General features: G+C 59.4%; 19 protein-coding genes. 14 read left to right on the top strand and 5 right to left on the bottom strand.

Features of this window, described 5'->3' with window-relative positions; translation table 11 throughout:
* Positions 1–35: 35 nt before the first annotated feature.
* Together ACXAG1_RS05160 and tfpB are read right to left on the bottom strand one after the other, a co-directional pair.
* Entirely contained in the window at positions 36–944 is a 909-nt protein-coding gene (locus ACXAG1_RS05160; protein WP_475091792.1) for a PhzF family phenazine biosynthesis protein, read from the bottom strand.
* A gap of 85 nt (positions 945–1,029) precedes the next feature.
* Positions 1,030–2,814 (bottom strand): type IV pilus assembly ATPase TfpB, encoded by a 1,785-nt coding sequence (gene tfpB / locus ACXAG1_RS05155; RefSeq protein WP_475119127.1) that lies wholly within the window; start codon positions 2,812–2,814, stop codon positions 1,030–1,032.
* Between the two features lie 212 nt (positions 2,815–3,026).
* Here tfpB and ACXAG1_RS05150 point away from each other — a divergent pair, with 212 nt between their 5' ends.
* The 3 genes from ACXAG1_RS05150 to ACXAG1_RS05140 all read left to right on the top strand — a co-directional run bounded on the left by ACXAG1_RS05150 (position 3,027) and on the right by ACXAG1_RS05140 (position 5,907).
* Positions 3,027–3,704, top strand: coding sequence for a TIGR00153 family protein (locus ACXAG1_RS05150; protein WP_475091790.1), 678 nt, complete (start codon positions 3,027–3,029; stop codon positions 3,702–3,704).
* Positions 3,705–3,718: 14 nt separating this feature from the next.
* Complete coding sequence (locus tag ACXAG1_RS05145) at positions 3,719–4,996, top strand: inorganic phosphate transporter (protein WP_475091789.1); 1,278 nt, start codon at positions 3,719–3,721, stop codon at positions 4,994–4,996.
* A gap of 113 nt (positions 4,997–5,109) precedes the next feature.
* Positions 5,110–5,907, top strand: coding sequence for a PhzF family phenazine biosynthesis protein (locus tag ACXAG1_RS05140; protein WP_475119126.1), 798 nt, complete (start codon positions 5,110–5,112; stop codon positions 5,905–5,907).
* Between the two features lie 186 nt (positions 5,908–6,093).
* On the opposite strand, the gene ACXAG1_RS05135 is transcribed toward ACXAG1_RS05140, so the two are convergent.
* Entirely contained in the window at positions 6,094–6,555 is a 462-nt protein-coding gene (locus ACXAG1_RS05135; protein ID WP_475091787.1) for a DUF6314 family protein, read from the bottom strand.
* Positions 6,556–6,582: 27 nt separating this feature from the next.
* On the opposite strand from ACXAG1_RS05135, the gene ACXAG1_RS05130 reads away from it, so the two are divergent.
* The 3 genes from ACXAG1_RS05130 (at position 6,583) to ACXAG1_RS05120 (ending at position 10,404) form a co-directional block, all read left to right on the top strand.
* The gene (locus tag ACXAG1_RS05130; RefSeq protein WP_475119125.1) at positions 6,583–7,443 is read left to right on the top strand and encodes a carboxylate/amino acid/amine transporter; all 861 of its coding nucleotides are present in this window, start codon (positions 6,583–6,585) and stop codon (positions 7,441–7,443) included.
* Between the two features lie 121 nt (positions 7,444–7,564).
* Complete coding sequence (locus ACXAG1_RS05125; protein ID WP_475119124.1) at positions 7,565–9,115, top strand: efflux transporter outer membrane subunit; 1,551 nt, start codon at positions 7,565–7,567, stop codon at positions 9,113–9,115.
* Positions 9,115–10,404 (top strand): HlyD family secretion protein, encoded by a 1,290-nt coding sequence (locus ACXAG1_RS05120; protein ID WP_475119123.1) that lies wholly within the window; start codon positions 9,115–9,117, stop codon positions 10,402–10,404. The genes ACXAG1_RS05125 and ACXAG1_RS05120 overlap by 1 nt, the downstream gene beginning before the upstream one ends.
* 84 nt (positions 10,405–10,488) lie before the next feature.
* Here ACXAG1_RS05120 and ACXAG1_RS05115 read toward each other — a convergent pair whose 3' ends face one another.
* Positions 10,489–10,986 (bottom strand): hypothetical protein, encoded by a 498-nt coding sequence (locus tag ACXAG1_RS05115; protein WP_475091783.1) that lies wholly within the window; start codon positions 10,984–10,986, stop codon positions 10,489–10,491.
* Between the two features lie 231 nt (positions 10,987–11,217).
* Between ACXAG1_RS05115 and guaD the strand changes: the two genes are divergently transcribed.
* The 4 genes from guaD to ACXAG1_RS05095 are packed head-to-tail and all read left to right on the top strand — an operon-like array spanning position 11,218 to position 16,254.
* A complete protein-coding gene (gene guaD / locus ACXAG1_RS05110) occupies positions 11,218–12,555 on the top strand; it encodes a guanine deaminase (RefSeq protein ID WP_475091782.1) in 1,338 nt (445 codons plus the stop codon).
* A 37-nt stretch (positions 12,556–12,592) separates the two neighbouring features.
* Positions 12,593–13,879: an MFS transporter gene (locus tag ACXAG1_RS05105; protein WP_475091781.1), complete on the top strand. Its 1,287-nt coding sequence runs from the start codon at positions 12,593–12,595 to the stop codon at positions 13,877–13,879.
* Between the two features lie 12 nt (positions 13,880–13,891).
* Positions 13,892–15,175, top strand: coding sequence for an MFS transporter (locus ACXAG1_RS05100; protein WP_475119122.1), 1,284 nt, complete (start codon positions 13,892–13,894; stop codon positions 15,173–15,175).
* A 2-nt stretch (positions 15,176–15,177) separates the two neighbouring features.
* Entirely contained in the window at positions 15,178–16,254 is a 1,077-nt protein-coding gene (locus tag ACXAG1_RS05095) for a DUF2955 domain-containing protein (protein ID WP_475119121.1), read from the top strand.
* A gap of 34 nt (positions 16,255–16,288) precedes the next feature.
* On the opposite strand, the gene gltS is transcribed toward ACXAG1_RS05095, so the two are convergent.
* Complete coding sequence (gene gltS / locus ACXAG1_RS05090; RefSeq protein WP_475119120.1) at positions 16,289–17,512, bottom strand: sodium/glutamate symporter; 1,224 nt, start codon at positions 17,510–17,512, stop codon at positions 16,289–16,291.
* Between the two features lie 155 nt (positions 17,513–17,667).
* Between gltS and cax the strand changes: the two genes are divergently transcribed.
* Genes cax through ACXAG1_RS05070 form a run of 4 tightly spaced genes read left to right on the top strand, consistent with a single transcriptional unit; the run spans position 17,668 to position 21,336 of the window.
* Complete coding sequence (gene cax, locus ACXAG1_RS05085; RefSeq protein WP_475119119.1) at positions 17,668–18,741, top strand: calcium/proton exchanger; 1,074 nt, start codon at positions 17,668–17,670, stop codon at positions 18,739–18,741.
* Between the two features lie 8 nt (positions 18,742–18,749).
* The gene (locus tag ACXAG1_RS05080) at positions 18,750–20,552 is read left to right on the top strand and encodes a DUF1538 domain-containing protein (RefSeq protein WP_475119118.1); all 1,803 of its coding nucleotides are present in this window, start codon (positions 18,750–18,752) and stop codon (positions 20,550–20,552) included.
* Positions 20,549–20,938, top strand: a complete 390-nt coding sequence (locus tag ACXAG1_RS05075) for a hypothetical protein (protein ID WP_475119117.1) — start codon at positions 20,549–20,551, stop codon at positions 20,936–20,938. Before ACXAG1_RS05080 ends, ACXAG1_RS05075 begins: the two co-directional genes overlap by 4 nt.
* Positions 20,935–21,336: a hypothetical protein gene (locus tag ACXAG1_RS05070; RefSeq protein WP_475119116.1), complete on the top strand. Its 402-nt coding sequence runs from the start codon at positions 20,935–20,937 to the stop codon at positions 21,334–21,336. The genes ACXAG1_RS05075 and ACXAG1_RS05070 overlap by 4 nt, the downstream gene beginning before the upstream one ends.
* The last annotated feature ends 8 nt before the right edge of the window (positions 21,337–21,344 follow it).

Here is a 21,344-nt window from a genome sequence, read left to right as displayed (position 1 = left end):
GCACTGCGCGGTTTTTTATTGGGTGAAAGCAAACCTTAGGATTCAGGGAAGAACAGTTTCCCCTCACCCATCCTGATTACATTGCCGCCGATGCGGCAGCGCACTTCCTTGCCCGGCTTTTTATCGAACTCCACATGCAACACACTTTTGCGGGTTTCCAGACTGCCGCGATCCACAGAGAAAATGTGCGTGCCAGACGCGGTTTCCTGCTGCTCCGCAAGATAAGCAATAAATTCCGGCATGACGTTGCCGATCGGTGGAAACACATCTTTCGCCAGATTGGGATTTAACAGGCGACCGTGGAACTCGGTGCCGCCGGTAATGGAGCCCGGGGCAAACAGGAATAGCTCGGAGGTATACAGGTCACCGAGCAGCGCATTCCAGTGATCGTGAATAAGACTGGCGGCCAGTACATGTTCGGGGCGGGTAAAGGGAACGATCAGTGTCGGCGTGTCCACACTCACCACCAGTGGTTTGTATTTACTGAAGGTGATGTGTTTATCTTCGGTATTCAGCGCCGCCGCCAGGCGGGCTACATCCGGTGTGTAGCGATCCACCGTGGGGGACAGTTCGCGGGCAAACTGGATATTGCCGGGTGTGCCTTCTTTGTCGTCGATAAAACTTTCGATCAGGCCGCTGTCCTGCTGCAACAGAAAGGAGGCAAAGCTACCTTCGCCTTTCGTCAGCCCCAGTTCAAATGCCATAAAAGACGCGGCGAGAATGGTGTGGGCGCCAAAGTGCTGCTGGCCGCGGCTGTTATACACGCAGGCAGGAACCGTATTGTCCGGCTCGATAAACACGGTTTCGGTCTGCTGGAATTCACTGGCAATGGCTTTTTTGGCGGCCACGTCCAGATTCTTCCCAGCCAGATTCACCACCGGAATCTGGGTGCCCTGAAAAGGTGCATCGGCAAACACATCCAGCAGTGCGTATTCAATCGTCATCACTCAATTCCTTTTTTATTGTCGCCTTCCCTGACTATGCGCCAGCTGGGAATTATTGCAAGTTCTCATCCACCCTACAAAACTCTCAGAAAGCGATATCTGGTGGCGGAGCCACCCGCAGCACTTCCTGCACAGTGGTGATGCCTGCAGCCACCTTGCGTGCGCCGGACAGGCGCAGGCTGTTCATGCCTTCACGCATCCCCTGCCTGCGTACCTGCTGCAGATCGCAGTCGTGGGTCACCAGGGACTGGATGCCCTCACTGAACGGCAGGATTTCGTAAATACCCTGACGGCCGCGGTAGCCGGTATTGCGGCAATCGAGACAGCCCTCCGGCTGATACACCACTTCCGGCTTTGGCGCCTTCCAGGGTTTCACCAGCGCCTGCCAGTCCTCGTCGCTCACTTGCGCCTTGCGCTTGCAACTGGGGCAAAGGGTTCTGACCAGACGCTGGGCCATCACCCCCAGCACGGTGGACTTCAACAGGTAATGGGGAAGCCCGAGATCCAGCAGACGGGTTACTGCGGTGGGGGCGTCGTTGGTGTGCAGGGTGGAGATCACCAGGTGGCCGGTAAGCGCGGCCTGCACTGCCATCTGCGCGGTTTCCAGGTCGCGGATCTCGCCCACCATGATGATGTCCGGATCCTGACGCATCAGGGTGCGAATACCGGCGGCGAAGTCCAGGCCAATGCTGTAGTGCACCTGAGTCTGGTTAAAGCTGTCTTCCACCATCTCAATGGGGTCTTCGATGGTGGACACATTGACCTCGGTGGAGGCCAGCTGCTTGAGCGCGGTATAGAGGGTGGTGGTTTTACCGGAACCGGTGGGGCCGGTCACCAGCACAATGCCATTGGGGCGGCCCAGCATTTTGTGCCAGCGCGCCAGGTCGTCACCGGCGAGGCCGAGGTCGGTATAGGAGCGCGCCAGCACTTCCGGGTCGAAGATCCGCATTACCAGCTTTTCACCAAAAGCGGTGGGCAGGGTGGAAAGCCGCAGTTCCACCTCGCTGCCGTCCGGGCGCTTGGTCTTGATACGGCCGTCCTGGGGTTTGCGCTTCTCCGCCACGTTCATGCGACCGAGAATCTTCAGGCGGCTGGTGACGGCGGCGTTGACCTGATCCGGCAACTCGTGGATCGGGTGCAGTACGCCGTCGATACGGAAGCGGATACGGCCGATGTTCCTTCGTGGCTCGATGTGAATATCACTGGCGCGCTGGTCGAAGGCGTGCTGCAGCAGCCAGTCGACGATATTGACGATGTGCTGGTCGTTGGCTTCCGGATCCTTGAGGTTGCCAAGCTCCAGCAGCTGCTCGAAGTTGCCTGCACCGGAGCTGCCCTTGAGACCACTGGCCCCGGAGATGGAGTTAGCCAGGGAGTAAAACTCGGTGCCGTAGCGTTTGATATCGGCGGGGTCCGCCACCACCCGCTGCACGGTGCGGCCGCTGGTGTGTTCCAGCTGTTCTTCCCAGCCCGAGGTGTAGGGCTGAGCGGTGGCCACCAGCAGCATTTCCTTGGAGGCTTCGACGCACAGGATCTGGTGGCGCTTGGCGAACTGGAAGCTCATCACCTCGGTCACTTCCGCCACATTCACCTTGAGCGGGTCGATATGGTAGAGGCCGTGGGAAGAAGTATCCGCCAGCCACTGGGTAAGTGTGGCCGCGTCCAGCGTCTTACCGGGCTTTTTCTGATTGGGCAGCTCACAGCTGGCAATGTAGGTGAGCGGGTGCATCTGCGCCTGCTCGGCGGTGCGCGGGGTGCCGATCAGGCGATTGGCGTCCATACGCGCCACATACCCCTGACTCACCAGGTCCTCCAGCAATCCGGGCAGATCGAGAACCCGGTCCGCCCCTCTTGTCCCAGTGCTTACAGCCATACCCTGTCATCCGTCTACGCTTTATTGTGAAGGCGCATTGTAGCTCTTATGGCGAGCCGCAACAGTGCGCCGGTTGCCCCCAATGGTAACGAAACCGTCACGTCACTGTGCCCTGCGCACAGGTTGGGGTACCATGCCGCCAAATTTGGCCGCTGCTCACGTCACCAGGCGGTCTTTTCGTCAACTGTCAGGACCGGAAAAAGGAACAGACCATGCCCCTGTCCAATATCGCCAACCTGTTCGGCCGCTCGCCGATCAAGCCGATCAAGGAGCACATGGCGACTGCCCACGAGGCGTCAGCGGATCTGGTGCCCTTCTTTGAAGCCCTTATGAAGGGCGACCTCAGCACTGCCAAAACCGTACAACAGCGGATCTCCGCCAGTGAGAACCGCGCCGACGACATCAAGAAAGACCTGCGCCTGCACCTGCCGGACAGCCTGTTTATGCCGGTCTCCCGCACCGACCTGCTGGAGCTGCTGCACGTGCAGGACAAGGTGGCCAACACCGCTCAGGACATCGCCGGCCTGGCGATCGGCCGTCAGATGCAGATCCCCGCTTCTATGCACGCCATGATGGCCACCTTCGTGGAAAGCGCAGTCGCCACATCCGCCCAGGCCCTGACTGCCATCAATGAGCTGGACGAGCTGCTGGAATCCGGCTTTGCCGGGCGCGAAGTGGATATTGCCCGCCGCATGACTGAAGAGCTGGACGACCTCGAGCGCAAGTCCGACGAGCTGGAAGTGGAAGTGCGCGCCGCACTGTTCAAATTAGAAAAAGACCTGCCACCGGTAGACGTGATTTTCCTCTACCGCATTATCGAGTGGGTCGGTGACCTGGCAGATGAGGCCCACGGCGTGGGCAACCGATTGCAGCTGTTGCTGGCGCGATAACGGGGAGAGAAATCGTGGATATCATTGCTCAGTACGGCCATATCTTTCTGATACTGGCCTGTGTATTTGGATTTTTTATGGCCTGGGGGGTGGGCGCCAACGACGTAGCCAACGCCATGGGCACGTCCGTTGGCTCCCGCGCACTGACCATCAAACAGGCGATCATTATCGCCATGATCTTCGAATTTGCCGGCGCCTATTTAGCCGGCGGCGAGGTCACCTCCACCATCCGCAAGGGCATCATCGCCCCGGATCTGTTCAACGATCGCCCGGAACTGCTGGTCTACGGCATGCTCTCCGCCCTGCTGGCCGCAGGTACCTGGCTGATGATCGCCAGTATTCTCGGCTGGCCGGTATCCACCACTCACTCCATTGTTGGCGCCATTGTCGGCTTCTCCGCGGTGGGCATCTCCGTGGACGCGGTGGCCTGGGGCAAGGTGGCCAGTATCGTCGCCAGCTGGGTGGTCTCTCCGGTTCTCGCCGGCACCATCTCCTTCCTGCTGTTCCGCAGCGTGCAGCGATTGATCCTGAACACCGAAGATCCCTTTACCAACGCCAAGCGCTATATCCCCATCTATATGTTCGCGGTGGGCTGGATGATCGCCATGGTGACGCTGACCAAGGGGCTTAAACATGTATTCAAGGACGCCGGTATCACCCTGTCCTTCTGGCAGGACGCGCTGATCGCCGGCGTGATCGGCCTGATCGTGATGGGTATTGGCATCGTACTGCTGAAGCGCATCAAGCGTGATCCCTCCATGGAAAAAGACAATCGCTTCGCCAACGTGGAGCGCGTATTCGCCATCCTGATGATCTTCACCGCCTGTGCCATGGCCTTTGCCCACGGCTCCAACGACGTGGCCAACGCCGTGGGTCCGCTGGCCGCGGTGGTCAACACCGTGCAACAGGGCGCTGTCACCGCCAAGGCAGTGATGCCGCCGTGGATTCTGTTGCTGGGTGGTGCCGGTATCGTGGTCGGCCTCGCCACTTACGGCTTCAAGGTAATGGCCACCATCGGCCGCAAGATCACCGAGCTGACCCCGAGCCGCGGCTTCGCCGCCGAGCTGGGTGCCGCCTCCACCGTGGTACTCGCCTCCGGCACCGGCCTGCCCATTTCCACCACCCACACCCTGGTGGGTGCGGTACTGGGTGTCGGCCTGGCCCGCGGTATCGGCGCACTGAACCTGCGCATGATCACCACCATCGCCGCCTCCTGGATCGTCACCCTGCCCGCCGGTGCCGGCCTGGCGATTCTGTTCTTCTTCTTCTTCAAGGGCGTCTTTGGCTGGTAAAACTGGAACGGTAATAGAAATTACCTGGTGCACTTGATAAAAAGGGAGAGCTGTTTAGCTCTCCCTTTTTATTTGTGTTCAATTTGCACTGGCAATGTGAGAAGGATCCCTCCATGCAACTGCCCATTTACCAGGCTGACGCCTTCACCTCGGAACTCTTCAAAGGCAACCCCGCCGCTTACGTACCGCTGACCCGCTGGCTCGACGACGCGCTGCTGCAACAGATCGCCGCGGAGAACAACCTCGCCGAAACCGCCTACACCGTCCCCGCCGGCAACGGCTTTGAACTGCGCTGGTTCACCCCCGGCGAAGAAGTCCCCCTGTGCGGCCACGCCACCCTGGTCACCGCGCACCTGCTGTGGACGGAACTGGGGTTCACCGACGACGAGATTCACTTTTTTACCCGCAGCGGCGAGCTGATTGTGCGCCGTGACGGCGAGCTACTGGCCCTGGATTTCCCCGCGCAGAACATCCAGCCAGTCGGACTCGGCAAGGAATATTCCGATGCACTCGGCGCCGAGCCGCTGTCGGCCATGGAAGTTGCCGGCTCTAACCAGCAAGTACTAATCGAGTTCGCCTCATCAGAAACCGTTGCCAGCCTCGAACCCGATATGCACGCTGTCAGTAACCTCCCCTACAAGGGCGTGATCTGCACCGCTCCGGGCGACGGATTCGACTGCGACTTTGTCAGCCGCTTCTTCGCCCCGGCGATTGGTGTGGACGAGGACTCGGTAACCGGCTCGGCCCACACGCGGCTAGTACCATTCTGGACGGAGAAGCTGGATAAAACCGCGCTCACGGCAAAACAGATTTCACCGCGCGGTGGTGAACTGGATTGTGAGTTGAAGGGAGAGCGGGTAATTATGCGGGGCAAGGCGGTGACTTATTTGCGGGGTCAGATCACTCTGTAAAGCTACGGTGGTCAATTCGAAGTAAATAGTTTCGAGAGAAGGCGGCGATACCGGGTGCAAACTTGTGAGACCTTCCGCGAGAGGGACCTCGCGGAAGAGCCCCCAGGGATGGGTTCACGGCGTGTCTCACAAGTTTGCACCCGGTAGCGGCGCCGCCACCCAACCTGCTACGGAGCACACAAAGGACTACCAATAATGGTAATGCAGCCGCTCATTCTTCCGCGGCCCATCAATCTGCCAGATCAACTCGATTTCATCCGAATGCAGAATCAGGTCGGCGGTATACGTATCCTCTCCACATAAATGCGGAGACTGATGACGAAACCCGTGCTCCGTCACCGGAACCAGATTAAATAACAAAACCGGCTCTTCCCGCCGCAAATGCTCAAGGCGCACAAAATCAACACAGCGCGTCCAGCGGTAGGTGTTCTGCAGATCGATCTTGTGGCCGTCGCCATCGGTAAACTCCGCCCGCTCCGCAAACAGAGTGTGCGCACCGAAACTCGTCACCGCCACCTCGCCGCGCCCGTGCCCGCGCCAGTTGGTTTGCGACCCGGGCCCGTTGCTCGCATTAAAACTGAATGCGCGCACCTTCTTTAACCGCTCAACCAATTGCGCTAACGCCAACAAAGCTTTGTAATCCACCACTGCATTCACCGGACATCGCACCTATTCATGATTCTGCTGATCCTTATCACCCTCCTGTGGGCATTCTCTTTCAGCCTGATCGGCGTCTACCTCGCCGGCCAGGTGGACAGCTACTTTTCCGTACTCACCCGGGTATTGCTGGCGGCGCTGGTATTTCTGCCATTTCTCAACTGGCGTACTCCACCACGTACCGCGCTCATCCTGATGGCCATCGGCGCCGTGCAGCTGGGATTGATGTACCTGTTTTACTACCAGTCCTTCCTGCTGCTCAGCGTGCCCGAAGTGCTGCTGTTTACCATCTTCACCCCGGTATATATCACCCTGATCTACGACCTGATGGCACGAAGGTTTTCTCCCTTGAACCTGCTGATCGCCGCTATCGCAGTATGCGGCGCCGCCATTATCCGCTGGAATAATCTCAGCGGTGATTACTGGACCGGCTTTCTTGTGGTCCAGGGTGCCAATCTCTGTTTTGCCAGCGGCCAGGTGGCCTACAAGCAGTTTATGCAATCTCAGCAAAGCCGCGGGAACACATTGCCACCCCGGCAGACCTTCGGCTGGTTTTTTATCGGTGCCAGTATCGTTGCCACCCTCGCCTGGCTGATACTCGGCAAGCCACAGTACCCGAGCAGCGGTGTGCAATGGGGCATCTTGCTGTGGTTGGGTGCCATCGCCTCGGGCGTCGGGTATTTCCTGTGGAACAAGGGCGCCACTCAGGTATCTCCCGGCACCCTCGCGGCCATGAACAACGCACTGATTCCCGCCGGGCTGCTGGTCAACCTGCTGATCTGGAACCGGGACGCGGACCTGTCGCGGCTGGCGCTCGGCGGTGCCATCATCGTCGCCGCAGTGGTACTCAGCGAACGGCGTAACCGGGCGCCCCATTGAGCGGGATTGGCGGCTGCTATAATTGCTGCCGGATGCGGGCGCGGGATAGCGCCGAATTTCTTCGCATTCACCGCGCACAAGGAATTGTGAATGATGGACGCAGCGGAAAGCCCTCGCAGCGATGCCACCGAGTGAATCACCCCGCCTGTGGCCACGCTGCAATCACCTGTTACTCGTCGCCATTCTGACGGGGCTGGTTGCCTGTGCCCCGCTCGGGCCCAATTTCCGCGAGCCGGACGTGACCTGGCTGTCCGCCTGGCAGCCGAATCTCTACGGTCAGACCTATCAGGACCCCGATGCGACGGATATCAGCCAGTGGTGGCACCGCCTGGGCGACCCCATCCTGAACGACCTGATTGCCCTTGCCCGCCGTGAAAACCCGAGCCTGCAGATTGCCGGGCTGCGCATTCTCGAAAGCCGTGCGGCCCTGGGCATTGCCGTTGGCCTGAAATATCCACAGATACAGCGAATCGACGGCAGTGGCGCCTATGTATCCGAGTACCTGCACGGTGGGCCGGACGACGACCACCGGGACTACCGCACCGGCGACATCGCCTTCAACCTGCAGTGGGAAATGGACTTCTGGGGGCGTTTCCGCCGCGGCATAGAATCCGCAGACGCCGCCTTTTTTGCCTCCATCGCCAACCAGCGCGATGGCCAGGTACTGCTGGCGGCGGAAGTGGCCAGGCTGTATTACGGCTACAAGACAACCCTGCAACGCATCGATATTGCCCAGCGCAATATCGCACTGCAGCAACGCAATGTGGACATTACCCGTCAGCTGTTCGATAGCGGCCAGCAGTCGGAACTGGACCTGCAGCAGGCGCGTACCCAGTATCTCGCCAGTCTCGCCACCATCCCCACTCTGCGGCTGACACAGTCACTGCAACGCAACGCCCTCTGTGCCCTGCTGGGACGCGCTCCGGGAGACCTGCCGGAACTCGCCGGCGCGACAGATCAACTGCCCAATATCGAACAGATTCCTCTCCGGCAGACACCGGTCAACCTGCTGCTGCGTCGCCCGGATGTGCGCGCCGCCGCCTGGGATGCCGCGGCACAGTCGGCACAGATCGGCGTGGCCATGAGCGACCTCTACCCGGCTATCTCCCTGTTCGGCACCCTCGGCTGGGCGGGCACCAGTCTCCGTGGGCTGCCGGATGTATCCACACTGGCGGTAGGCCCGGCGCTCAGCTGGAATATTTTCAACTACGGCCGATTGAAAAATAACGTGCGGGTACAGGACGCGCGCCTGCAGCAGCTGCTGGAGCTGTTCCGCGCCACGGTCCTCGAGGCCGCGCGGGAAATCGACGACGCCGCCAGCCGTATCGCCCAGACTGATGCACGCCAGGGCATTCTCGATGAGTCCCTGGTGGCCGCGCAGCGCTCCCTGGACATTGCCAGCCGCCGCTACCAGGAGGGTTACTCCGATTTCCAGCGAGTGCTGGACGCCCAGGCTGCGGTATTTGCCCAGTCGGACCTGGTGGTAATCAACCGCGGTGACCATGTAGCTGCCATTATTGAACTGTACCGATCCCTCGGCGGTGGCTGGCGCGATGCCACCGTCGATGACCTGATCCCCAGCGACACCCGCTACCAGATGCTGGAGCGCACCAATTGGGGAAATCTGCTTGAGGAGCCGCTGCCCGACGCTGACGCGGGCACAACCCCGTAATGGATCCACGCAAACAGGCCAGTAACAAACAACCGGGGCAGCAAACCCTGGACGAGATCGCCGCGGCACAATCGGCCGGCGGGGAATCGTCCGCGCCCGTCTCTCCAGGTGCACCTCCAGCTGCACCTCCACCTCCACCCGCGCCGTCCGGCGACCGCGCAACAACAGGGGCCGATAGGGTATCTCCGGAAACGGAAGCAAAAGAAACACCCGCAAAGGCCGTCGGGCGGGGTGTAAAGATCCTGCTGGCGCTGATCCTCGTCTCACTGTGCCTCTACCTCCTCGCCGACCGCTTCACCCCCTATACCTCGCAGGCGCGGGTGCAGGGCTATGTGGTCGGAGTTGCCCCCAAAGTAGCCGGGGTGATCACCGAGGTGTGGGTCGAGAACAACCAGCGTGTCCAACAGGGCGACAAGCTGTTCGCCATCGATGCCACCCAGTATGAGCTGGCGCTGCAAACCGCCCGCGCGAACCTGGACAACGCCTGGCAGCAGGTGGCGGCCGGAGACGCGGTGGTGCAACAGGCCCGCGCCAACCTGCGTGCCGCCATTGCCGCGCGCCTTGAAGCAGAGCAGGACTACACGCGTTTGCGACACCTGCGCGACAGTGACCCAGGTACCATCTCCGTCCGTCGCCTGGAAATCTCCCGCGCCAATCTCGAACAGGCGCGCGCCAAGGTCATCGCGGCAGAAGCGGCCATTCAACAGGCCATCGAGCAGAAAGGGGGGGATTCCGAGCACAACAATTCGCTGCTGAAAGTCGCCCGCGCGGCGGTCAACGAGGCGCAGCTCGACCTGGACAACACCACGGTCATCGCCCAGAAGGATGGAATCATCACCGACCTGCGCGTCGAGGTCGGGCGCTATGCCGGCACCGGCAATGCGGTACTGACACTGATTTCCCGGGAGGATTTCTGGATCGCCGCGGACTATACCGAGAACAACCTGGGCCACCTGCAACAAGGTACGCCGGTGGAAATCCTGCTGGACTCCCTGCCGGGCAAAGTATTGAAAGGACGAATACTGGATATCGGTGCGGGGGTAAATGCGGGCAGAACCCCAACCCCTGGCGCACTGCCGGAAATTCAGAACAACCGCGACTGGCTGCGCCAGGCTCAGCGATTCCCGGTGCGGGTAACCTTTGATGAAGCGCCACCGCCGGAGGTACTCGCACAACTGCGCATAGGCGGCCAGGCCTCGGTGATCGCCTACAGCGACGAACACCTTATCCTGCGCCAGCTGGGGAAGCTCTATATCCGCGTCATGAGCTATCTGTCCTACGCCTACTGATCGCGCGGTGTTGGAAAAATTTATACAGCGCGGCGCCAGGGCCGCAGCTTCTGTTTATTCTCCGATTTTTCCCCTATTTCGCTCCTATTTCTTCTCCGCTTCCGCGCCCTGATCGCGGAAACGCAGCCGGCGAAACAGACGCACCACCAGCTCTTCGGCCACCAGCATCACCACGACCACCACAATCAGGGTAACCACGCCGTGCCACATTCCGTGAAAGCGCACGTCCTCATCGAATACCAGAGTGATCGCTTCCAGAATCACAAACTTCGAACCAAATAACACCAGCCAGGCGCAGAAGTAACGCAGAAAACGCGAGAAGCCGCTGGTGTACCGCGTAAAAAATTCTGCGACCCGGTGCTCCACGGCAATGGTCAGTTTCAGCAGCAGCTGCAGCAGTATCGCCGCCAGCAGAGAAATGCTGAACGATTTAATTTCGACGTTCTCGGAAAACTCCGCGAACAGATTGAGCACCACCAGGTCCACCAGGACACCGTTGTAATAAAGCAGAAACAACCGCTGTGCATTGGTCGGTGTTTCCGCCAGCTCCGCACGTAGAAACGACATCGTGGACTTGGTCATTCATAGACTCCGCAGACACACCCAGAAATTACTGATAATTCGCCAAAGCGAAAGCAATACCGCCTCGATTCGGCTCGAAAATAGGGAATTGATGCTTAACTACTAGAGTAGCTCCTTATTCCGCGATGCCGAACGGGTGGTTGATCTGGTCTGCCTTACACGACGCAGACCCGGAGCGCGCAAATTTTTCCCCCAATGAAGTAGTAACCAAGCAGTTTGCGGAGGAATCGAATGCCTTCTTCCAACCCGGTTCCGGACAGCGCTATCCGCGGTCCGGTGCTGACATTTACCGGCGATCCTTTCGCTTCCAGTGTCGAGGACACCCTGTGTTACGAGTCAGATGCCATAGTGGCATTTGGCGATGGAGTGATTACCCACTTCGGCCCCGCAGATCAAATCCAGCCGCAGCTGCCGAAAGACCTGAAGGTTCGCAACTACGGCGCGGATGCTCTGATCACCGCGGGCTTTCTCGACAGTCATGTGCACTTTCCGCAAACACCGATGATTGCCGCCTTTGGCGAGCAGCTGCTGGACTGGCTGAACAAATACACTTTTCCCACGGAACGCAAATACGCGGACAAGGCATTTGCCGCATCGGTTGCGAAAGTGTTTCTCGATGAGTGTCTGAAAAACGGTATCACCACCAGCTGTGTCTACTGCACTGTGTTTCCGCAGTCCGTCGACGCCCTGTTTGAAGAGGCCGAGCGCCTGGGCATGCGCATGGCCGCCGGCAAGGTGCTGATGAACCGCAATGCACCGGACTACCTGCTGGATACCACCCAAAGCGGTTACGACGACTCCAAGGCACTGATCAGCAAGTGGCACAACCGCGGCCGCCTGATGTACGCCATTACCCCGCGCTTTGCGCCGACAAGCAGCGCGGATCAGCTGGATTCCGCCGGCGCACTGTGGGACGAATTCCCGGACTGCTATATGCAGACCCACGTATCGGAAAATATGGATGAGGTCGCCTGGGTAAAAGAGCTGTTCCCGGACCGCAAGGGTTATCTGGATGTGTACGACCACAGCAAACTGTGTCGGCCTCGGGCGGTGTTCGGCCACGGTATCCACCTGACCGAAGACGAGCTCTGCTGCATGCATCACACCGGCTCCGCCATTTCCCACTGCCCCACGTCCAACTTCTTCCTCGGCAGCGGCTATCTCGATGTGTATCGCGCGAAAGATCCCAAGCGCCCGGTACGGGTAGGCATCGGCACCGATCTCGGCGCCGGCACTTCGTTTTCGATCCTCGCCACTCTGAACGAGGCATACAAAGCGGCGCAGCTGAATGGCAAGGCGCTCACGGCGGGGCACGCATTTTATTTCGCGACCCGCGGCACCGCCCGCGCCATGTATATCGACGACAAGGTGGGCAGCATCGCCCCGGGAATGGAAGCGGATCTGGTGGTACTCGATATGAAGTCCACTCCGATCATTGATTACCGCATGCAGTTTGTGGAAGACATCCACGAGGCGTTGTTTGTGCAGATGACCCTCGGCGACGACCGCGCGGTCCAGGCCACCTATATCGCCGGCAAACTGCAATACGAGCAGGCCAAAGCCCGATAAACCCGCGTCCGTAATTAGAAATTGATGGAGGCCAGCCATGTCTGCCACCCGTGATAACGCTTCTGCCGCTGGCGCCCCCAAGCTCGGCGGTGCCATGGCCTGGTGGGTGTGGACACTCGCCGTTTTGTTTGTGGTGTATCTGTTCAGTTTCCAGACCGGCTACTCCATCGTGAATCCCAGTGTGCAGGAAGATGTCGGCCTGACGATCAAACAGATCGGTGGTATTGCCGCCGTATACACCTGGGCCTTTGCCATCTCCCAGTTTTTTGGTGGTGCATTGCTTGACCGGCTGGGCGCGCGCAAGGTGATCCCTATTGCCATTGCCCTGGTTGCCCTCGGTATTTTCCTGTTTGCCAATGCCGAGAGCTACACCATGCTGCTGGTCTCCCAGATCGTGGTTGCGGTTGGCTCCTGTGTCGGGTTTGTCGGCGCAGGCTATATCGGCGGCCAGTGGTTCGGTATGGCCAAGTTCAGTTTTATGTTTGGTCTGGTACAGGTCATGGCCGCACTGACGTCCGCCTTCTCGGTGAACCTGATCAGCATGGCACTGGAGACGACCACCTGGCGCACCCTGTTTAACGCCACCGCGATATTCGGCGTGGTGCTGTTTGTATTGGGCCTGATCTTTATCCGCAATCCGACACCGGTGGTGCATGAGGCCGACAGCAGTGGGGACAACTTTTTTGTCGGCGTTCTGAAAAGCCTGGCAAGCGTCGCCAAGATCGGACACGTATGGGTGGCGGCACTGGTAGGTGCGCTGTCATTTGGCATGCTACTGGCTTTAGGGGTGGTGTGGATGCCAAAAATCCTGATGGTGCATGGACTCAGCCCCTCTTCCGCGGCGCTCGGCTCTTCGCTTCTGTGGCTCGGGTTGGCGGCCGGCAGCGCGGTGGTACCCCACTGGTCCGATGTCATCAAACGCCGCAAGCGCACCATGGTTGTGGGCTGTGCCATTCAATTGGCGGCGCTGCTCGGGCTGCTGTTTATTCCCGGTCTTGGCAGCGGCCTGGCGCTGACACTGTGCTTTATTCTCGGTTTTGCCAACGCCTCCCATATGCTCGCGTTCAGTACTGCCGCCGATGTTGTGCAGCCGCACCAGATCGGCACGTCCGCGGCCATCGTCAATGGCATCATGTTTATCCTCGGCGGCATCCTGATCAGCCGGCCGGGATTCCGTATCGGCGTCGGCGTGGAAAAGGGCATACAACCGGAGTCACTGGCACTGGCGCAGTACGCCAGTATCCCGCTGATTATTGCCGGTGCGCTGGCCCTGCTGATCGCGCTGTTTATGCGGGAAACTTATCCACAGCAGGGACATGGCTGAGGAGTAGCTGACGTGGGTACCGGCGCAGGGCAGAGCCCCCCTCTCGGTGGCTGGCGCGCCTGGGGGGCGTGGCTGATTGGAGTCGCCTTTGTGGTGTACTACTTCAGTTTCCAGACCGGCTATTCCATCGTCAACGCACGGGTGCAGGAAGATGTGGGGCTGAGTGTCGCGCAAGTAGGCTTTATCGCCGCGCTCTACACCTGGGTGTTCGCCATCTTCCAGTTCCTCGCCGGGCCACTGCTGGATCGACTGGGAGCGCGCAAGGTCTTATTGCCGGCGATTGTTCTGGTCACCATCGGTATCTTCCTGTTTGCCCGCGCGCAGAGTTTTTCCATGCTTCTGCTCTCCCAGGTATTTATCGCGCTCGGTGCCTGCACCGGGTTTGTGGGCGCGGGGTATATTGGCGGCACCTGGTTTGGCTGGGCCAAGTTCAGCCTGATGTTCGGTCTGGTGCAGTTTTCGGCTTCCCTTTTCTCCGCGTTCAATCAGAACCTGCTGACCCGCGCACTGGAATCCTGGCCGTGGCGGGAGCTGTTTACCATGGCCGCCGGTTTTGGCTTGGCCCTGCTAATTATTGCCGTTTTACGCTTGCGGGATCCCGTGCCCGTCGAGGTTGCCGGCGCACGCGGTATACGGCCGTTTCTGCGCAGTGTCATCCGCGCGCTCAGGAAGGTGGGGGCTGTCCCCATGGTGTGGGTGGCATCGGCATTCGGCGCACTCTGCTTCGGAGTAATGCTCGCACTCGGTGTGGTGTGGGGGCCGAAGCTGATGATGGTGCGCGGGCTTGAGCCTGCAACAGCCAATCTCGCCGCGTCGTTTTTGTGGCTGGGACTTGCCGCCGGTTGTTTTATCACTCCGTGGCTGTCGGATCGTCTGCAACGGCGCAAGCTGCCCACCATCGTGGGTATTGTGATCCAGCTGTTCGCGCTCGCGCTGATTTTATTTGCTCCGCCCATGGGAGCAGCGGCAGACATGTCTCTCTGTTTTGTATTTGGCTTTGGCAACTCCGCACATATGCTGGCTTTCAGCGCCGCCTCCGATGTGGTGGAGCCAGAGAACATCGGCACCTCGGCGGCCATCGTCAACGGTGTCATGTTTATTGTCGGTGGCATCATGATCAGCCGCCCGGGAATGCGCATTGGTCTCGGCCAGGCCGAGGGGCTGGTGCCCGCCTCCGCCGAACTCGCACAATTTGCCGCGCGGCCGCTGCTACTGGCCATTCTGATTGCCTTGCTGATCGCGCTGTTCATGCGTGAAACCTATCCAAAGATGCGTGCGCTCCACGCAGCGGAATAGCGATGGGCATATTCATGATTGCCCGCAACCGCACATCCTCAACCTCCTCGCCATTACCGCTGGCGGCCCGCCGCTGCTACCGGCTCGCCTTTACCACCGCGCTTGCACTGGCCCTGTGCTACGGCCTCAATATTGGTATTCCCTTTGTCGCACCGGTATTTGCGGTGCTGGTGGCAGCGGCGCCAAAGCCGCCACCGGATCTTCGCGGAGCGCTCGGGCTGCTGCTGTTTATGGCCGCCGCACTTACCGTAGGCATTCTGATTGGCCCGCTACTGCAGCAGGCACCGTTCACCGCACTGCTGATCATCGCCGCCGGAACCTATTTCAGTAATCGCCTCGCCATCGGTGGAGGCAAGGCGCTGCCCGGTACATTGCTGGCCCTGGGGTTTACCGTCATTCCCGTGGCGGATGTCGCGAGTTCGGCTCTCGCTTCCGCATTGGTGGAAGCACTGGTGCTGGGGCTAGCCCTCGCCATTTTCAGTCTGTGGCTTGTGTATCCATTTTTCCCGGAAGACGCGGCACTCGCGCCACCGGCACAGTCGACTACACCATTCGATGATCACTGGCTGTCCCTGCGTGCGACCCTGATCGTGCTGCCTGCGCTTGGGTTTACGCTGACCAACCCCACCACCAATTTACCCTTTCTGGTGAAAAGCATTCTGTTGGGACGGGAAGCCAGCGAACTGCAGTTGCGCCATGCCGGCCGCGAGCTGGTGGGCTCCACACTGGCCGGCGGCTTGCTGGCCATTGCGGTGTGGTGGTGCCTCGGCTTCGCGGTGGAGCTTTGGTTTTTCAGTGCCTGGATCCTGCTGGTGAGCCTGTTTGTGGCGGCGGGCTGCTACCAGGTATTCCGCAACCGCTTCAGTCCCGGCTTCTGGAGCAACGCGCTGATGAACATGCTGATATTGCTCGGTGCGGCAGTGCAGGACAGTGTTGTGGGCAACGATGTGTACCGGGCATTTCTGGTGCGCATGTCGCTGTTTCTACTGGTCGCGGTATACGCCCTGTTTACCATGCAGCTGCTGGAATGGTGGCGAAGGCGTCGCAGGCAGGCGCGAAACTTCCGCCGCAGCCAATAACATAAACAAAAGATAAAAACGCCAAGCGGTAAAATTAAAAGTGATTCAGGAAAACGGGAATCATCAGGGCATTGGCCAGGTCGATAAAAAAGGCGCACACCAACGGCACGATAATAAACGCCAGGTGTGACGCACCATAGCGACTGGTGACCGCCGACATATTCGCCATCGCCGTGGGCGTTGCCCCCATGGTAAACCCTGCGAATCCCGCACTAATAACGGCCGCATCGTAATTTTTTCCCATTACACGAAATACGACAAAGATACTCACGACCGCCACCAACACACTCTGCATGGCGAGGATGGACAATATGGGCCCGGCCATATCCAGCAGTGTCCAGAGTTGCATGCTCATCAGGGACATCGCGAGAAATGCGCCGAGAGACACCTCGGCGATCAGCGCCATGGTCGGGGTGCGGGTGGGCCAGGTCATACCGGTAATGCGGGGCACCGTGCGCGGCACCAGGTTGGTCATTACGATGCCTGCAAACAGGCAGGTCACAAACAGCGGCAGGTCGAGGCCGAGGGATTTCAACAGCGCATTCAGCCCGAGTCCGATCAGGATGCACAGGTGGATCGCCAGGATACTATCCATAAACTGCAGCGCGGTTATAGCGCTGTGTTTCGATTTGTCTTCCACACCAACATCCAGCGGTGCGGCTCGAACTGGCGTCAGACCATGGCGATCAATCAGCAGTTTGGCAATTGGGCCGCCCATCACACTGGCAAGAATGAGCCCGAAGGTTGCACAGGCAATGCCGATTTCCATGGCACTGGCGACCCCATAGTCCTCGGCAATCCTGGGCGCCCAGGCAATCGCTGTACCATGACCTCCGATCAGCGACACAGAGCCTCCCAAAACACCGGTGGCCGCGGACAGATCAAACAGCCGCGCCACCGTGATCCCCACCAGGTTCTGCGCCAGCATAAAGGCGATGGTTACGCCCAGCAGTATGAGCAGCGGCTTGCCTCCGGCAACCAGGTCCTTGATGCTGGCGTTGATGCCGATGGTGGTAAAGAAATATACCAGCAGTACATCCCGGGCATTCAGCTCGAAGTCGATGGCGATACCGGTTGCCGCGTAAATCAGCGCGATCACCACGGAAAACAATAGTCCGCCAGTTACCGGCTCGGGAATACTAAACTCCCGAAGCAGACCGACAGACTCGTTAATCCGCTTACCCACAAACAGCACGATCAGCCCGAGGGTAAACGCCAGGAATGAGCCAATAGTCAGAACCCCATCGGTCAGTTCCACACCAGCACCTCTCCACGATAAAGCACAGTCTTCAGCCTAGCAGGCTACTCGCGCGACTCATCAGAGGTTCCTGGATAAAGAAGGTTTAGCGCCGCTTACCACAGTCGGGATTATTCCGCGTCTACTCTTGAAAGAGTCTTGCACGAGGTTGCCTTTTGCTGAATCTACTGCTGATTTTTATTCCTATCGCCGTGGCCCTGGAACATCTGGCACCGGGGCAGCACTTGCTGGTGTTTGTCACTTCTGCCCTCGCGATTCTGCCGCTGGCCGGTTGGCTCGGTCGCGCCACCGAGCACCTGGCGGAGCACGCCGGTGAAGGTGTAGGCGGACTATTGAATGCCACCTTCGGCAACGCCGCCGAACTGATCATTGCACTGGTGGCCCTGAAAGCGGGACTGCACGATGTGGTCAAGGCTTCTATCGCCGGCTCGATTATCGGCAACATTCTTCTGGTGCTTGGGGCCTCGATGCTGGCCGGCGGCATGAAGCACCACCAGCAGCAATACAGCTCCGAGGGCGCCCGCTCTCAGGCGACGATGCTTACCCTCGCCACCATCGGCCTGATATTGCCCGCAGCTTACTCCTTCTCCGTTGCCGAGCAGGTTCCCCGGGGGCTTGGTTTTATCAGTATTACCATTTCTGTCGTACTGCTGACGGTTTATGTGCTGTTTCTCCTCTACTCCCTGATTACCCACCGCGCGCTATTTGCAGGCTCCGTGGATTTCTCGGAAGACGGCACACACAAGGCACCATGGCCCGTAGGAAAAGCGTTGGCGGTACTCGCCATTGCCACGGTGTTTATTGCGTGGATGAGTGAAATTCTGGTGGGCGCCGTAGAACCTGCTGCGGAGGAGCTGGGCCTCAGCAATATTTTTGTGGGGGTCTTTATCGTCGCGATTCTCGGCAACGCAGCGGAGCATGCATCGGCAATAACCGCGGCGATGAAAAACCGTATGGATCTGTCGCTGTCTATCGCCATCGGCTCCGGGGTACAGGTAGCGCTGTTTGTGGCGCCCCTGCTGGTGTTACTGAGCCTGACAATTGGCCCAAAACCAATGGATCTCGCATTTTCCGGCGGCCTGGTTCTGAGCATGCTGCTGGCGGTACTGATTACCGGGCAGGTGGCCGGTGATGGCCGTTCGGACTGGCTGAAGGGCGTGCAGTTGCTCAGTGTGTATCTGATTCTGGCGCTGACCTACTTTGTCATCCCCGACCAGATGGCAACTTGAGGTCGGCTATGTCACAGAACCACAAGAAGCCAAAAACATTCCGCTTCGGTGATTACCTGAACGCCAGCGGCGCCGGTCGCCGCACCCTGGATATCCACGCACTACTGCCGGAGCCCGAGCGGAATTCGGACGGTCGTATTGTGCGCCTTCCTCAGCCACCGGTGTCGCTGACGTCCAGTGAAGTTTCCAGAATCCTCAGGCCGTATTTTTCCGTGCGCTTCCGCGAGCAGTTGCGCGCCGTTGTACCGCTCGCGGCCTACCTGGCTCTTTTCCAGATCATCGTGCTGCGACAATTGGTGGAAGATCCATGGCTTGTCACCGGTGGCCTGCTGGCGGTAATTGTCGGCCTGATGCTCTTTATGGAGGGGTTGAAACTCGGCCTGATGCCCTTCGGTGAAGTCATAGGTGAAACGTTACCGCGCAAAGCGGCGCTTCCCGTCGTGCTGCTGATTACCCTGCTCCTCGGGATCGGGGTAACCTTTGCCGAACCCGCCATCGGTGCGTTGAAAACGGCCGGGCAGAATGTGAGCGCAGAACAGGCGCCCTACCTGTACCTGGTGCTGAATCAGATGTCCGATACCCTGGTGCTGGTGGTCGGTGCCAGTGTAGGGCTTGCCGCGGTTATCGGTACCCTGCGATTTCTTTATGGCTGGAGCCTGAAACCACTGGTGTACGCCGCACTGGTACCGGTACTCGGCCTCAGTCTGTATGCAGCCAGCCAGCCTCAACTGGCCTCGGCCATCGGGCTCGCCTGGGATACCGGCGCCGTCACCACCGGGCCGGTGACGGTGCCACTGGTTCTGTCACTGGGTATCGGGATTGCCGCGGCGGCGGGCAAAGGGGACTCCGGACTTTCCGGTTTCGGGATAGTCACCCTTGCATCCCTGTTCCCTATTGGCGGTGTACTGTTGCTGCTGATAATTCTGTCGTTTGTCACCTCGCCCGAAGAAATTCTCCAGCTCGCTGCCAATGCCAGTACCGCGGTGGTTGAATCGCCCCCCTGGTACGCGCGTAGCCCGGGGATGGAAATCGTAATGGGGATACGCGCCATTCTGCCGCTGGTGATTTTTCTTTTTCTGGTACTGCGGCTGATGCTGAAAGAGCCGCTAAAAAACCGTGGAGAAGTCTTCCTTGGTATTCTGCTCACCATTGTGGGCATGTGCATCTTCAATATTGGCCTCACTTACGGTCTGTCCAGACTGGGAGGCAGCGCCGGCGGCATGATGCCAATGGCCTTTATGGCGATCGAGGGGCAGCAGGATTCACCACTCTACACTTATGCCGTCGGCCTGGTACTGGCGCTGGTATTTGCCTGGGTGCTCGGCTTTGGCGCGACCATCGCGGAGCCCGCGCTGAACGCCCTGGGTATTACCGCGGAGACTCTTACCAACGGTGTATTCCGCAAGCGCACGCTTATTCTGTCAGTGTCGGTGGGTGTTGCCTTTGGCATTGCACTGGGTTTGGCCAAGCTGATTTTCAATCTGCCGTTGCTGTGGATGATTCTGCCCTGCTACCTGGTGGCCGTGGTACTGACCTGGTTATCCAGCGAAGAATTCGTCAACGTGGCCTGGGACAGTGCCGGCGTGACCACAGGCCCGATCACCGTGCCATTGGTATTGGCCCTGGGGCTCGGCTTTGGTAATGCCGTACAAGCGGTGGAAGGTTTCGGCATTCTGTCCATGGCTTCGGTCGGCCCGATTATCACCGTCATGATCTCCGGGCTCTGGTCCCGTTACTGCGCCAGAGCTCAGGCGCGGGCTGCAAAACAAGACGGCGTCACTACCGCATCCAGGAATGAGGAAGTCACATGACCGATAAAACCATCACTTACCTGACGGATGCGGTGCAGATCACTGCGGTGGTGCAGAAAGGCCGCAGCGACGACATTCTACGTGCCTGCCGCGATCTCGGTGTCGCGGGCGGTGTGGTACACCTGGCCCGCGGCACGGGCGCCCGTGAACGCCTTGGACTACTGGGTATTGCGGTGGAAACGGAAAAAGAAGTCGTGACCGTGGTCGTCGCCGCTGACTTGCGCGAACTGATCGCAGAGGCGATTTATCACACCGGCGGACTGGACGCGCCGGGCGGCGGCTATCTGTATGTGAGTGAACTGCAGCGGCTCGCGACTTATATTCCCGAAGAAATCCTTGCACGTATGAACGCACCGCAAAATGCGGCAGTGGATAATCAGGCATGACGGCAACACCCTCTTCTTCCTCGGCACTACCACTGGAAGCCGCTTGCTGTATCCGCGTTATTGTGCCCGATGACGGTACCGATCTGCGCCTGATAAAAACACTGCTGCAGGAAAAGGGAATCACCCGCGCCCACAGTGTACCGCTGCGGGCAGTGGGTATGTTACGGGAAGCTCGCAGCAAACGCGGGCATCTCCCTGAGCCCGCGTTGGCCAGACTGGTCAACGTGGTTGTGCCGGAAAGCGAAGCCGAGACACTATTCGCCTTTGTCTGCGAAGCCGCCAGACTGAATCGCAGCGGTGGCGGCCTCGCTTCCATACAGCGGCTACAGGGAGCCACCAGCTATTCGCTTCCCGAGGATCTGCCCATAGAAGCAGGTCACACCGAAGAAAGCCATTAACGCGAAAA

The organism is Microbulbifer sp. ABE4_465 (genome assembly GCF_056160765.1).
The sequence above is the reverse complement of the archived record's forward strand: the minus strand, read 5'-3'. Positions and strand labels throughout refer to the sequence as shown.